14 protein-coding genes, 1 tRNA gene, 1 other RNA gene and 1 pseudogene are annotated in these 13,281 nt (G+C 43.3%); 5 read left to right on the top strand and 12 right to left on the bottom strand.

Annotation, left to right across the window (positions count from 1 at the left end):
* The first annotated feature begins 27 nt into the window (after nt 1-27).
* Nucleotides 28-1,671: a chemotaxis protein gene (locus D7V32_RS11540; protein WP_120403014.1), complete on the top strand. Its 1,644-nt coding sequence runs from the start codon at nt 28-30 to the stop codon at nt 1,669-1,671.
* Nucleotides 1,671-2,444 carry an NAD(+) diphosphatase gene (gene nudC, locus D7V32_RS11535; RefSeq protein WP_120403013.1) on the top strand — a complete coding sequence of 258 codons (774 nt, stop codon included), beginning with the start codon at nt 1,671-1,673 and terminating at the stop codon, nt 2,442-2,444. The genes D7V32_RS11540 and nudC overlap by 1 nt, the downstream gene beginning before the upstream one ends.
* A 54-nt stretch (nt 2,445-2,498) precedes the next feature.
* Here nudC and D7V32_RS11530 read toward each other — a convergent pair whose 3' ends face one another.
* The 4 genes from D7V32_RS11530 to D7V32_RS11515 form a co-directional block, all read right to left on the bottom strand.
* Nucleotides 2,499-3,380 carry an alpha/beta hydrolase gene (locus D7V32_RS11530; RefSeq protein WP_120403045.1) on the bottom strand — a complete coding sequence of 294 codons (882 nt, stop codon included), beginning with the start codon at nt 3,378-3,380 and terminating at the stop codon, nt 2,499-2,501.
* 4 nt (nt 3,381-3,384) lie between these two features.
* A complete protein-coding gene (locus tag D7V32_RS11525; protein WP_120403012.1) occupies nt 3,385-4,071 on the bottom strand; it encodes a BON domain-containing protein in 687 nt (228 codons plus the stop codon).
* 64 nt (nt 4,072-4,135) lie between these two features.
* Nucleotides 4,136-4,555, bottom strand: coding sequence for a YraN family protein (locus D7V32_RS11520; RefSeq protein WP_407641548.1), 420 nt, complete (start codon nt 4,553-4,555; stop codon nt 4,136-4,138).
* Nucleotides 4,556-4,571: 16 nt separating this feature from the next.
* Nucleotides 4,572-5,528 (bottom strand): penicillin-binding protein activator, encoded by a 957-nt coding sequence (locus D7V32_RS11515; RefSeq protein ID WP_120403010.1) that lies wholly within the window; start codon nt 5,526-5,528, stop codon nt 4,572-4,574.
* A gap of 10 nt (nt 5,529-5,538) precedes the next feature.
* Between D7V32_RS11515 and rsmI the strand changes: the two genes are divergently transcribed.
* Nucleotides 5,539-6,381 (top strand): 16S rRNA (cytidine(1402)-2'-O)-methyltransferase, encoded by an 843-nt coding sequence (gene rsmI, locus D7V32_RS11510; RefSeq protein ID WP_120403009.1) that lies wholly within the window; start codon nt 5,539-5,541, stop codon nt 6,379-6,381.
* Between the two features lie 657 nt (nt 6,382-7,038).
* Here the strand turns inward: rsmI and D7V32_RS11500 are convergent.
* The 3 genes from D7V32_RS11500 to ubiH form a co-directional block, all read right to left on the bottom strand.
* Nucleotides 7,039-7,290, bottom strand: a complete 252-nt coding sequence (locus D7V32_RS11500) for a hypothetical protein (protein WP_120403008.1) — start codon at nt 7,288-7,290, stop codon at nt 7,039-7,041.
* Nucleotides 7,291-7,464: 174 nt separating this feature from the next.
* The gene (locus D7V32_RS11495) at nt 7,465-8,700 is read right to left on the bottom strand and encodes an FAD-dependent monooxygenase (RefSeq protein ID WP_407641549.1); all 1,236 of its coding nucleotides are present in this window, start codon (nt 8,698-8,700) and stop codon (nt 7,465-7,467) included.
* Nucleotides 8,701-8,705: 5 nt separating this feature from the next.
* The gene (ubiH, locus tag D7V32_RS11490; RefSeq protein ID WP_120403006.1) at nt 8,706-9,914 is read right to left on the bottom strand and encodes a 2-octaprenyl-6-methoxyphenyl hydroxylase; all 1,209 of its coding nucleotides are present in this window, start codon (nt 9,912-9,914) and stop codon (nt 8,706-8,708) included.
* A 357-nt stretch (nt 9,915-10,271) separates the two neighbouring features.
* Here ubiH and D7V32_RS11485 point away from each other — a divergent pair, with 357 nt between their 5' ends.
* Nucleotides 10,272-11,000 (top strand): hypothetical protein, encoded by a 729-nt coding sequence (locus tag D7V32_RS11485; protein ID WP_147394223.1) that lies wholly within the window; start codon nt 10,272-10,274, stop codon nt 10,998-11,000.
* 63 nt (nt 11,001-11,063) lie between these two features.
* On the opposite strand, the gene D7V32_RS11480 is transcribed toward D7V32_RS11485, so the two are convergent.
* The 4 genes from D7V32_RS11480 to coaD all read right to left on the bottom strand — a co-directional run bounded on the left by D7V32_RS11480 (nt 11,064) and on the right by coaD (nt 12,372).
* Nucleotides 11,064-11,140 (bottom strand) — tRNA-Met (locus D7V32_RS11480).
* Nucleotides 11,141-11,212: 72 nt separating this feature from the next.
* Nucleotides 11,213-11,589: RNase P RNA component class A (rnpB, locus tag D7V32_RS11475), an RNA gene on the bottom strand.
* Nucleotides 11,590-11,615: 26 nt separating this feature from the next.
* Nucleotides 11,616-11,879 (bottom strand): YfhL family 4Fe-4S dicluster ferredoxin, encoded by a 264-nt coding sequence (locus tag D7V32_RS11470; protein WP_120403004.1) that lies wholly within the window; start codon nt 11,877-11,879, stop codon nt 11,616-11,618.
* Nucleotide 11,880: 1 nt separating this feature from the next.
* Nucleotides 11,881-12,372 carry a pantetheine-phosphate adenylyltransferase gene (gene coaD, locus D7V32_RS11465; protein WP_120403003.1) on the bottom strand — a complete coding sequence of 164 codons (492 nt, stop codon included), beginning with the start codon at nt 12,370-12,372 and terminating at the stop codon, nt 11,881-11,883.
* A gap of 138 nt (nt 12,373-12,510) precedes the next feature.
* Between coaD and smpB the strand changes: the two genes are divergently transcribed.
* On the top strand, nt 12,511-12,984 hold the full coding sequence (gene smpB, locus D7V32_RS11460; protein ID WP_120403002.1) for an SsrA-binding protein SmpB: 474 nt from the start codon (nt 12,511-12,513) through the stop codon (nt 12,982-12,984).
* Nucleotides 12,985-13,036: 52 nt separating this feature from the next.
* Here the strand turns inward: smpB and D7V32_RS17320 are convergent.
* Nucleotides 13,037-13,281, bottom strand: a pseudogene (locus D7V32_RS17320) (hypothetical protein); the annotation flags it as partial.

The raw sequence follows: 13,281 nt of genomic DNA, 5'->3' as shown, positions 1-13,281 counted from the left end.
ATAAAACACTTGGAAAGGTGCAGATTTATGTCTTACCAAACCTCAATACATTTTGATCCAACAGCGTTGCTGATAATAAAAAATGAGGTTGACAACTCGATCAAATTGGTCGAATCAGCTGTCAGCACCTTAGTCGAAGATCAAACACTGCCATTCGGCATTGATGATGCCCTGACTCAATTTGAACAATGCGCTCAAGTGCTTGCTCTGATTGACATGGCAAGCTTGGCTAAAATCGCTCAATATTCAGCAGAGCTGATGCGCAAGATCATGGGGAATCCTGCGGCGATTGAAACAACTGACGTTATTGCGCTCAGCGAAGGCACAACCATGCTGAAGCGCTATATCGAATTTATTTGCTTGCGCGAAGTAAAAATTCCGCAGTTCCTGCTGGACACGCTGAACCGCTTAGAAATTTCTCTAGGCAAGCCAATTACGTCCGAAGGCCAACACATCGAACCCCTGCTGGACTGCATCACGCCTGATTTCAGCTTGCCTCAAGCGCCTGCGCTAGAGAAATCAAAATATGTGCACCGCCTTTATAAGCTGTCATTAAATAAATTGATCAAGCAAGAAGAAACCGAAATGGATCTTCAAGCGATCAAACTTGTTGGCGCATATTTAGCAGGCCTTTCAGAAAAGCATGCTTCTAAGCAGTATTGGAACTTGGTTTTTGTCGCCTTTAACCAAATTGATCAGCTGCTGATTAATGAGCCCCGCCTGCGCACTTTGATCAGCATTGAACGCAGCATGGCGCAATACTTCAGCTCGCCTGAACGCTTCAAAGCAGGCATCACTGAATTATCGAATGTACTGAGCCTTTGCATCAGCCAAGAAGATGAAGTCGCACAGCACATCCGCGGCAAATTAAATATTGGCGAAGACCTGCTGACAGACATGCAGATTCAAGTCTTCAGCCGTCATCTATACGGCCCTGACTTTGGCACGATGCATACCATCAGCGACCTTGTGACCACTGAAATGGCGCAAATCCGCAATGACATCGAGTTCAACTACCAAAACATGTCGCCAGAAAAAACGCAGGAACTTAAAACAAAATTGCTAGAGCTTGCGAATATTTTCAAAGTCCTCAACCTAAATGAAGCGCATAATGACTTGGCCCGCCAAGCGGCTTCTTTAAGCCAAGGCGATATTTTGAAAGATGAAAGCTTTGCTCAGCAGCTGATGAACTGCATCTTGTCTGCAATGAACTCGATTGGCGTATTAGAACGTCACCATACTTCCAGCCGTCTGCAGCTGCGCGTGAACAATATGAATATTTCACTCGACCGCTTAGACGAAGCGCATGAAGTTTTGCTGAATGAAACTAAATCACTGATTGACAGCGCAAGCGGCACATTAGTGCAATATGTGCAGAACAATGATTTAGCTGCACTTGCGCCAGTTGCAACACAGCTGCGTGAAGTCGGCGGCGCTATGCTGTTCTTAAATGCAGAAGCAGGTCAGCAAGCACTGAACCGCAGCGCCCAGTTCCTGCAAGCAAGTGTCGAATCATCTACAGCGATTGACCCTGCAGATATCAACCGTTTGCTGGACAGCCTTGCAAGCGCAGACATGCTGATTGACAATTTAAAAGGCAAACAGCCTGTTATGCACGCCATGTTTCAGGTAGCATTGCAAAGCAGTGAGAAACTAAAAGCCGTTGCCTAATGTCAAACCTATCGCTTGCCTATATTTTTAAACAGCAGCAGCTGCTGGTCGATGAACAATTTCAGCTTCCTCGAATAGAAAGCATCGCAAGCGATCTGGTGGTTCAATCGGGTGATCAAGTGATTGCCCGTGATTTGCTTGACGATGAAATCATTCCTGACGGTTTGCAGCTGGTGCCTTTACGCCAGCTGCTGCAAATTTGGAATGTTCAGCAATTTGAGCAAGCCAGCCGTGCGATTCAGCTTTTGGAGTGGCGCCGCAATCATAAATTCTGCAGTCACTGCGGCCATAAAACCGAAGTGCACCGTACTGAATATGCCATGGTCTGCCCTGCTTGCGGTTATCATCAATATCCTCGCGTCAACCCATGTGTCATCACAGTCATTACCCGCGGTGAAGATGAAATTTTGCTTGCAAAAAATGCGAAAAATACCCGCGGTATGTATGGCCTGATAGCAGGTTTTGTTGAGGTTGGCGAAACCTTAGAAGAAGCGGTACGCCGTGAAACTGAAGAAGAAGTTGGACTTCAAGTGAAGAATATTCAATATCTTGCTAGCCAGCCTTGGCCCTTCCCAAGTAATTTAATGATTGCATTTAAAGCAGAATATGCCTCTGGTGAACTCTGCCTGCAGCCTGAAGAAATCAGTGATGCAGACTTTTTCAAGTTTGATCAGCTGCCTGAGATCCCATTTAAAGGCAGCATTGCCCACGCCATGATTATGCACGTCATTCATGGCACACCTGCTGCGGATGACACTAAAGCTTGGCTTTAAATTTTACAAATAAAAAACCGCCGATTGAATCGGCGGTTTTTTATTGCCTTTACGCTATTTCAAAGCATCGTCCAAAGCCTGCATAATTTGCGCTTTGGTGCTGAAAAAACGGCTGAAAATACTGGATACTGAACCAATCATCGTAATATGCCCGACACGCGGTATTTGAATTACTTGGCTGTGATTACCCAGTGACAGCAGCTTTTCATTCAAATCTGTACTATTGCTTAGCCCAACAATATTATCTTGATCTGCAGTAAACAGATAATGCTTGATGCTGTTTTGCTCTAAGAAGTAATACGGCATGACCTGCTGGTATGGCACCGTCTGATCAAAAGCATCAGCGCATAGCGGATCACCTTTATAATCAAAATGATATGGGCCAGCCAAGCCAATAATTGCACGGATACTGCTTCTGCTTTGCAAAACATACGGCTGCGGGTGATACAGCGCCGACATGATATTAAATGCGCCGGCAGAATGCCCCATCAGTACAATATTTTCAGCAGAAATATGCAGTTTCTGCTGAGATTGATTTAAGTAATTCAATGCCAGCGTTAGATCATCTATCGAGCTAGGAAAAATATGTTCAGGCGCTAAATGATAGTTAATAACCGCAACATTAAAGCCTTCTTTGGCAAAAGCTTCACCAATAAAGGCATATTCCTTTTTATCGCCATGCATCCAAGCGCCGCCATGTACAAACACCAGCAAAGGCTGGCTGTCACGCAGCTTCACTGAACGGTACAAATCTAAACGCTGACGCGCCTTCAAACCGTAAGCCACGTTTGCCTGCAAGCTATAACTCTGCTTAGGCGTAAGACGGTTTAAAGCATAGCTGCCAAAATCATATATGCGAAAATCCCGATATAGAGATTTCGCAATCTGAGTCTGTTTTTGCAGCTGCGCTTTTAAACGCTCTAAATTTTGCTGCATCAATTTAAGGGGCATTTGGTTCCACAGTATCTGGGTCAATAGCAACTGGTGTTTGGGCCTGCGGTACAGCATTCAAAGCGGGTGCAGTCAATGATGACGGCTGTCCATTCGCAGAATTGAGTTCAATGTTATCCACCAAAGTGACAATTTTAGTAATATTGCCAACTTGCTGCAGCACTTGATTCAAATCATTAATTTCAGCCGTATTTAAACGGCCCATCACATACAGCACCGCATTTTCAGTATGTACATGAACTTTGCTTTCAGAAACCACTGGCGCTTTCATCAGCAAAGCGCGGGTATTCGCAGTTACTGCTGTATCCTGCATAATCGTGCCATAGCTGATCTGATCGCCGATACTGATAAAGTTATGCACATTTTTAACATCGCTCATGGCTCTGACATTATCTTCCGCCAGCTGTTTCAAATGCGCATCGGGCACTTGGCCTGTCAGCAGCACACTGCCATGGAAACTTTCGATATTGACGCGGGACTGCTTAAAACGGGAGTCTAATTTATATAAATTAATTTTGGCTGTACGAACAATAGATGAGTCAATAAATACCTGACCCAATGAGCGCGCGCCGCTGTCTGTACCGACAGGCGCTGTGCCTGTACCGCCAGAAATGAACGTCGCGCAGCCAGATAAACTTGCTACACACAGCATTGTCATTGCAATACGCTTAACCACTCAGCAAGGCTCCTAAAATATTCTTGATCGTTTTATATCTATGCATTTACACAGGCTATTTTGTTCAAAGATTAATAAACTCTTGATCAAAAGTAAAAGCATTTTCTATCCATTGCAGATCATAAGTGCATTTTGAAAAATCATACTGTATGGTTTTTGCAAAGTATTGATAAAAATCAAAACAAATCACATCAAAACGGCAGTAACAAGACTGCAATTCGGGGTGTTTTTGCAAGAAAATGACGGCGGTTTTCATCATTTTCCGCTGTTTGTGTATAGATACCGTTTCAGCTGCCCGAGCATAACGGGTAGATGCACGCGCTTTTACCTCCACAAATACAAGATCCGCATCTTTTTGCGCAATTAAATCAATTTCACCATAACGGCTATGATAATTCATCTGAAGCACAGCATAGCCTGCTTGTTCTAGAAGCTGGCCTGCGCGCTGTTCTGCCCACGGCCCTAAATTCATTAAGATACTCATAAATGCGATCTATGGCCTATATCTGAAGCAGCATCAAACCTTTAGCCTGATAAAGATAACAATGCGGCGTACGGCGAATCTGCCCGCTCTGTACATTCAGCTGGCCTGTTCGGCCCTCAAATACATGCGCTTTAGTTTTCGGGTTTTCCAATAGGCTTTGCGTGATCTGCCATGCATCGCCGCCAAATGCCAATAAGCGCTGATACGGCAAGGATACAGGCTGTGCCGCGTAAGCATGTTTCATGTCATACCAGCCAGTTTCATGCACTGCAGGACTGTCACAAAACTTTATGCCTGCTGGCAAAGGCTTGTATTGCTCTAATGCATTTGCAAGGGTATAAATACGCTTTTTAGGCAATGCGCTTTGACTATTCAGCCACCCATTGCTGCCCAACAGCAGCAGCCCCTGATTTTTCTTCAATTTTTTCGGCTTTTCTGCAACTACATTTAATGTGTGCTCTGCTTGTGACATCAGCGCCATTAAAAATAGTTCATTTTCATTTTCTGTACCTAACTCACGGTAAACCAGCACTTCTTCAATCTGGTCTTTGTGCAGCACCGCAGCCAAAGCGCCAGCATCATCCCGTTTTGCCAAACTGAACTGCAAGACATTGGCGAGCTTCTTATTGCCTTCATTTAGCGTCAGCACTTTAATTTGGGGTTTGGCGCTGATAATCGCATCAACCTCAGATACACTTAATGGCCCAACAATCATTTGCGTTTTTTTCGTGACATGCTTTTTAAGCAGCCCTGACATTTTCATTTGGTCTGAATTGACAAATTTAAGCGGTATTTTTGAACCCGAAGCAATATAAGCGCTGCTGAAACCCTGCTTAATACTTGAAGCAGCTCGCGCCATGGGGCCTGATTCGGGTAAAATAACCAATACTTCTGCTTGCGCAGATGAAAGCCCTGCTCCTAAAAGTATTGCTGTCAGTATTTTCTTTTTATTATTCCGTATTAATTTCCACATGGAGAAACCTATGAGTGCTCAGTTATTTGTTGTTGCAACTCCAATCGGGCACTTAGATGATATTAGTTATCGTGCAATTAATGTATTGAAGTCAGTCAGTATTATTGCGGCAGAGGATACACGAACTTCTGCGCAATTACTTAAACACTTTAATATTCCAACACCTTTAACCGCCTGCCACGAACATAACGAAAGCAATAAAATTGATCAGCTGATTCAGCGCCTGTTAAATGGCGAAAATATGGCGCTGATCAGTGATGCAGGCACACCGCTGATCAGTGACCCAGGTTTTAAACTGGTACGCGCAGCGCAGCAGCACAATATTCAAGTCATTCCTGTTCCTGGCGCATGCGCAGCCATAGCAGCGCTAAGCGCTGTTGGCCTGCCAAGCGACCGTTTCAGTTTCGAAGGCTTTTTGCCCTCAAAACAGTCTCAGCGCCTGCTTGCATTAAATAAGCTGAAAGATGAAACGCAAACCATGATTATTTACGAAGCGCCGCACCGTATTTTAGATTGCGTAAAAGACATGGCTGAAGTTTTTGGCGCAGACCGCCCTGTTGGTTTTGCCCGCGAAATTACCAAAACCTTTGAAACCATCAAAAAGATGACTTTAGGTGAGCTGGCGGCTTTTGTTGAATCCGATCATCATCAGCAAAAAGGTGAAATCGTACTGGTGATTGGCGGCGCAACCGAAGAAAAAGATATGGAACAAGAGAAACTCGATCAGCTGTTAACTCGCTTGCTGCAAGACTTGTCTGTAAAAGCGGCATCTCAGCTGGCAGCAGACCTGACAGGTATCAAGAAAAAAGCAGCTTATCAGCGCGCTTTAGAACTGACGCAAAAAGATGACTAAATCTTTGCCCTAAGTTCATCTGAAAATGGCTTATTCAAAACAGCGTTTTGACACAATCTTCAATACGCTGTTTTTTAATTCTGTCATTTCAACAAGCGATGAATAAGGTCACTCTCGCTGTGATAGCTCATTCCTGTATAGTTTCATCACCATTTCAAAAAACTAAGCAGACATGCGCTTTCAAATAATAAAAAATAAATTATCTGCAGCTTGGATCTTCAACAGCATTTGGATCTTGGGATTAATGCATATTAGCTATAGGGGCTTAAAGCCCTATCGGCATGATCGTTATGATGAGCTGCTCATCCCCGCGCCAAATGCAGTACTCATGGTACTAAGCTTATTTTCTGTATATTTCATTGCAGGAAATTTACTGCGGCTTAGCCCTTTTTGGCGCAAGCAGCCTTATTTCGCATATCTATTGCTTAGCACTGTGCTGATATCTCAAAGTTTTATTGCTTTTATAGGTGCAATGCACGCACCGCCTTATTAGGCAGCTTTTATTATGAATTGCATGTTTACACTGCTGGCACATGTCGTTTTCTATCCCATGTATGCACTTTGGCGTAAATACAGGCACAGCAGCTCAAATCACCAGTCTAAAATTTAGATAAAAAAACACCGCATAAAGCGGTGTTTAAAGGCAAAGTTGCTTATTCATTCACGAGTAGCAGATTCATCTGGCGGAACTTCAGTAATACGGCCGCCGCGCGCCAAAAAGGCCGCAACTTCGTCTTCCAAAGCTTCACGCTGTTTCTGCTTTGCAGTCACTGTTAATGTTTCTGCTTCAGCAACATCACTGTCAGATGCAGTGTCTTCACTGTCAGCAGCGCCTTTTTCAGCAGCTTTCGCTTCATCATCATCGACTGCAGAATCTTCTGCATCATCATAATCATTCATATCAGTCATCTTAAATCTCCCCACAAATGACTTTTACACGTCCAATTTCAGCTGGCTTGCATTTTAAGAGAAATTTATCAATCTCTGGCGCTTTCGCCTAGAGTCCAAAGCAAATAAATCGTATCTTTTTTGATCAAAAACGTAACCAGCTATATACAATTGCTTAAAAAACATCTGTTTTAGCTAGGCTGAATATTGTGTCCCTTGCAGCAAACTTAATCCATTGGCTTGAGCCATAAATAAATCTTTCAGCATGCTTTGTTTTTCTACCTGCTTTAAACTAAAGTTTCGTGCCCAGACTATTGGGAAAATATTGGCCGTTTCTATCCAGCCAATCACGGACATACTGTGCATCATGGCATCATTTTGCCCTTTGCGCATATGTTCATAACGGCGCAAAGTTTGCTCATTAGCCCACACGCCGCGCTTTTTATCTTTCAGCAAAGCATCACACAGCACAGCAGCATCCAAACAGCCAATGTTTACACCCTGACCTGCCAGCGGATGAATCACATGCGCAGCATCGCCAATTAAAGCAAGACCCGCTTTGACATATTGCTGCGCCGCACGGGCTTTCAATGGAAACTTCGCCCGCGGCGTAGCTTCAAGCACCTCTCCCAGCATATGATGGCTTTCTTGAGTCAGAAGGCGCTTAAAGTCATCATCAGACAAAGCTGCATATTCATCAGCATAATCATCCGGCAGTGTCCACACAATGGATTGCCAATGACCCTGCTGCTCTGCTTTCAGGCTTGCCATAGGCAAAAATGCTAAAGGCCCTGTCTCTAAGAAAATTTGACGTGCAACATGATGGTGCGGCTGTGCAGTACGAATCGCGCAGCTGATGCCAGCCTGTTTATAGTCCAGCACATCTAGCCCAATAAAAGCCTGCTCACGTACAAATGAGTTAGCGCCGTCTGCGCCAATCACCAGTTTCGTTTTCAGTACCGTTCCATCTGCCAAATGTACATGCCAAATGCCTACACCCTCTTCGACACGGCTGACTTTCACTTGTGTGCGGTAATCTTGCAAGGTTTGCAGCATTTTTTGCTGAATCGCTAAATTTAAAATACTCGGCTCAACCATAGAGCCAAGCGCCTGCTCAGCGTTTAGCGTACGCTCAGAGGCCTGACCGAAATTGATTTCACCATAGCCGTTTTTATTCCAGACCTGCATGCCGCTATACGGCATTTGACGGGCTAAAAGCTCCCATACACCTGCAGTTTTCAGTAAATGTATGGTTGCTTGACTCAGCGCCAATACCCGCGGGTTGGCTGCGGCCAAATTCTTTTCAGCATCTAAAATAGGCGCTGCATCCAAAACCGTTGCCTGCACACCGCCCTGCGCCAGTAAAAGCGCAGTTAAACCGCCAACTAAGCCGCCGCCAATAATGACTGCATCCAATACATCTGCGCGCATATTCATCAGGCTTTTAACCCCATAGCATAGTTGGCAACCAGCGGCTTAATGCCCGGCACATTTTCAAATACCACCAAACCCATATTGCGGATCAATTTAAGCAGCAGATTTTGGTTACTGAAACCGCGCACCACCGAATCACAAAATTTAATCACACGCTGCTGATCTTTCAAGCGTGATGCTTCGTAATCCTGCAGCATCGCAGCATCGCCTAAATCTGCATTTTGCGCCAGCTGTTCAGTTAAATAGCGAACCAATACATGCGCATCACGCATGCATAAGTTAAAACCCTGACCGGCAACAGGATGAATGGTATGTGCGGCATTGCCCATCAGCACCACACGCCCTACAGCCTGTTTTTCCGCTAAAACTTGTGACAGCGGGAAGCTGAAACGTTTACCTGTTTTTTGGAATTTACCCGCGCGGTCACCGTAAGTTTCTTGCAGCGCATCTAAGAAGTGCTGATCATTTTCTTCACCCAGCCATTCATGCTCTGTACCTTTTGGTACAGGCCAAACCACTGAGCGGCGGTACTCACCCGGCAGCGGCAGCAGCGCCAACGGGCCTAATGGGCTAAAGCGCTCAAAGCCGACATGGCCGTGCGGTTTTGAGGTTTGAACAGTTGTCACAATTGCGACTTGGTCATAATCATGTTCAGATGCGCCTATGCCTAAGGCTTTACGGCAGAATGAATCACGTCCATCCGCAGCAATCAGCAACTTCGACTGCAGTTTATGCGTATATTCACCGCGCTGTGCTTCGACATAGGCAAAGTCTGCATCTTGCTTCAAAGCCGTCACTTGCACACCGTCAATCAGTTCAATCAGCGGTTCTTTTTTGACTTCTGTCAGCAGCACACGGCCCAGCCATGCATTTTCAATGACTTGACCAAAGCTTTCTACTTTCTCTTGTTCTGCCAGCAAGCGCGCTTTGCCAAAACTGCCTTGTTCTGTAATGTTTACTTCTAAAATAGGTACAGCATGTTCCTGCAATGCATCCCATAAGCCAAGTTCTTGGTAAATTTGTACACTGCGGCGTGACAGCGCGCTGTTGCGGGCATCAAAGCTTGAATGGTACGGCGCAAGGTTTGCATCATCATAATTTGGGTATTTAATGGCTTCTAATAGTTTTACGCCAATTTTTGCTTTAGCCAGCATAAGCGCCAAACTTAAACCGACCATACCGCCGCCAACAATGATGACTTCTTGCTGCATGCTTGCTTCCTTTTCTGCTGTATTCGGACTATAGCCGAAATACGTATAAAAAATATTGGTTTTATCTTACATCAAGGTTTTGTTTTTTTATATTGAAAAGGATGGATTTACGTACTTTCAAAGTTAAGTTATGAATCTTTCACAAGCGACAAAAAATTATAAAGATAGCGTACAAAGTTTTAATGGTTAATGCTTCTTAAGAATCTTTCTTTTTTAATGGCGTTAAAAACAATACAAACCGTTTCAGACGGATTATATAAATAAAGTATTAAATTATTTACCCAAAGAACTTGAATAATCTTTACCATCCCTAATAGTATGTTTTTCAATCAATAAATATACTACGTGGGAACTAAATTGATCTACGATAATCAAGCACTAAAACTACATAATGCTTTAACGAAACTTCGTGCACATGGGTTAGCAAATCGAAAAATGATAGATGTATTTGCAGAGTTTTTCGAAGTAGATAAAGAAAATCCCGCTTTAATAACACATAATATTTCTAAGCTTCATCAACAAGTTTTTGACATAAAAAAGTTTTGCATTGGTACAGTATTTTTAGAAAAACAATACAACAAATGGTCGTTGCCAATTTGTCAAAGTTTTCAATCTATCCACTTACACACCAGTCATTCTAATTTTATAAATGGATATAACACAGAGCATTTATTTCTTATCGAAACAACACATGACGCTATTGTTGAAAAATATGATCATTACAAAATACTGGATCAAAACATTCTTAATGAAGTTATTCAATTACTAGATGATAGATTAAGCGCTATTTTACAAAGTGAAGCTTCTGATAATGTGAAACTTTATATTCAAACCCAGATAAATATGCTAATCAACAATTTAAAAAATTATGAAGTTTTTGGATTAAATGACTTTCACAAAACAATAGACAGCACCATTGGACACATAGTCACCAACAAGGAATATCAATCCTACTCACAAACACAAGAAGCAAAAAGTTTTTTCAATGAACTGCTAAAAATCACAGGGATGCTTGAGATTACAGAAAGTGCCACGCAAAGCATATTAAACACCCAACAATTAATTCAGAGTATTATTGGTAGTTAAAAATTCAACATTATATTTAAGCATAAAAAAACCCACTCAATCGGAGCGGGTTTTTTCAGAATATGGTGGCTATGACGAGACTTGAACTTGTGACCCCCGCATTATGAGTGCGGTGCTCTAACCAACTGAGCTACATAGCCTTAAACTGTGCGCGCATTATGAAATTTTCTTTTCAGAACGTCAACCCCATATTGCGCTGATTGATCAAAATTTGGTGAAGTGAGCCGATAAGCCGGGTTCTGTCGTGAACGATCATTCCTCTAGGCGCACAATCACTCGTACGCTCAAGCGACCTACCCGGATCCAGCACGGGCCGTGCCTCAGGATCCCTATTTGGTCTTGCTTCTGGTGGGGTTTACCTTGCCGTGAACTGTTGCCAGACACGCGGTGCGCTCTTACCGCACCCTTTCACCCTTACCTTCGAATCTAATTGCTTAGATACATAATGAAGGCGGTCTACTCTCTGCTGCACTTGCCGTCGGCTTTCGCCGCCCAGGCGTTACCTGGCACCCTGCCCTATGAAGCCCGGACTTTCCTCCCCTGCTTCAATCACGGAGATTTCCACAGCAGCGATCGTCTGGCTCACTTCGAGGCGCATCTTAACAAAAATTAAGATTAATTGCTTGATGTTTTTTGAGCAATCAGTTTTTCGTATTTCGCCAAAAGCTGTTCCTGTGTTTCCGCATGGTTTGGGTCCAGCGGAATACAATCGACAGGACAAAACAGCTGGCACTGCGGTTTGTCATGATGCCCTACACACTCTGTGCATAAATTGGGGTTAATCTCATAAATAAGTTCACCCATAAAAATCGCTTCATTTGGGCATACTGGCTCACACACATCGCAGTTAATACATTCGTCGGTTATATATAAAGACACTCTACCAGCCTTGTTGATGTTTACGCTCAAAGGCATCGACTACAGCCTGCGGAACAAACTGAGTAACATCGCCATTTAAGCGGGCAATTTCACGCACTAATGTGCTTGAAATAAAAGAATATTGTTCAGATGGTGTTAAAAACACCGCTTCAAAATTTGAATCAAGACGACGGTTCATATTCGCCAATTGAAATTCATACTCAAAGTCAGATACGGCGCGCAAGCCGCGAAGGACTGCTGTTGCCTTCTGTTCATTGAAGAAGTTTACCAGCAGACCGTCAAAACCTACAAATTCTACATTTTCCAAATGACTCAGTGAGGCTTGCGCCAGCTCAACCCGTTCTTCCAAGCTAAACACCGGATTTTTATGATGTCCAATGGCAATTGCAACCACAACTTCATCAAACATTTTTGAAGCGCGTGTCACCAAATCAATATGGCCATTGGTAATTGGATCAAAAGTCCCCGGATAAATTACACGAGTTTTAGTCATCCATTTGTACTCTGTTTATTTTGTAGAGCCGTATTTTAGCAAAACTTTGATTTCAAGGTGAAGCAACTCCATCAATTTAAACACTTCAACTCGCTAAAAGATCAGGTACAATAGTCTTAAGTTTGGAAGTTTTTGATTATGACGAAAGCAGTAGTTAAAAAAAATAGCAGCAGTACAATTGCCCTCAACAAGCGTGCCCGTCACGATTATTTTATTGAAGAGAAATTTGAAGCTGGCCTTTCCTTGCAAGGCTGGGAAGTAAAGTCTATGCGTGCTGGCCGTATGACTATTGTTGAAAGCTATATCACTTTTAAAAATGGTGAAGCTTTTCTTTTTGGCGCACAGATACAGCCGTTACTCAGCGCGTCTACACATGTCGTGCCTGAAGCAACGCGTACACGCAAACTTTTGCTGAACCGCCGTGAAATTGAAAAACTGATGGGTGCAATTAACCAAAAAGGTTATTCTTGCGTACCGTTGGCATGTTACTGGAAAGGCCCGAATGCCAAGCTGGAAATTGCCTTAGTAAAAGGTAAACAGCTGCATGATAAACGCGCTACCGAAAAAGACCGTGACTGGCAGCGCGATAAAGCGCGTCTTTTTCACAAATAAGACCAATAAAAAAAACCTCCAATTGGAGGTTTTTTATTTTTATCACGGCATATTAACAGAATTTCAAACCGCCATAACAGTTCGGCGCAAAATTCTGCCCCTTTAAAATTAAGTTTTCCACATTCAGCTTCAAAGGCGAATTGCTCAAATTAATTTCACCAATATTTGCGGTTAAAGCGCCTAATTTTAACAAACCTTCCAAGTCACTGGTTTTAGCAGGGTTCTTTTGTAAATAATTGCTGACCGCCGAACCAATTTGCGGAAACAGCTGATCAATGTTAATTAGATCCTGCGGAA

Origin of the sequence: Acinetobacter tianfuensis, assembly GCF_003611465.1 — a bacterium.
Lineage (GTDB): Bacteria > Pseudomonadota > Gammaproteobacteria > Pseudomonadales > Moraxellaceae > Acinetobacter > Acinetobacter tianfuensis.
This window is presented reverse-complemented; position numbering and strand designations above follow the sequence as displayed.

Excerpts from the sequence above, each read along its gene's own strand:
- D7V32_RS11540 (WP_120403014.1), top strand. The coding sequence starts at position 28 with ATGTCTTACCAAACCTCAATACATTTTGATCCAACAGCGTTGCTGATA.
- nudC (WP_120403013.1), top strand. The coding sequence starts at position 1,671 with ATGTCAAACCTATCGCTTGCCTATATTTTTAAACAGCAGCAGCTGCTG.
- D7V32_RS11530 (WP_120403045.1), bottom strand. The coding sequence starts at position 3,380 with ATGCAGCAAAATTTAGAGCGTTTAAAAGCGCAGCTGCAAAAACAGACT.
- D7V32_RS11520 (WP_407641548.1), bottom strand. The coding sequence starts at position 4,555 with ATGAGTATCTTAATGAATTTAGGGCCGTGGGCAGAACAGCGCGCAGGC.
- D7V32_RS11515 (WP_120403010.1), bottom strand. The coding sequence starts at position 5,528 with ATGTGGAAATTAATACGGAATAATAAAAAGAAAATACTGACAGCAATA.
- rsmI (WP_120403009.1), top strand. The coding sequence starts at position 5,539 with ATGAGTGCTCAGTTATTTGTTGTTGCAACTCCAATCGGGCACTTAGAT.
- D7V32_RS11500 (WP_120403008.1), bottom strand. The coding sequence starts at position 7,290 with ATGACTGATATGAATGATTATGATGATGCAGAAGATTCTGCAGTCGAT.
- D7V32_RS11495 (WP_407641549.1), bottom strand. The coding sequence starts at position 8,700 with ATGCGCGCAGATGTATTGGATGCAGTCATTATTGGCGGCGGCTTAGTT.
- ubiH (WP_120403006.1), bottom strand. The coding sequence starts at position 9,914 with ATGCAGCAAGAAGTCATCATTGTTGGCGGCGGTATGGTCGGTTTAAGT.
- coaD (WP_120403003.1), bottom strand. The coding sequence starts at position 12,372 with ATGACTAAAACTCGTGTAATTTATCCGGGGACTTTTGATCCAATTACC.
- smpB (WP_120403002.1), top strand. The coding sequence starts at position 12,511 with ATGACGAAAGCAGTAGTTAAAAAAAATAGCAGCAGTACAATTGCCCTC.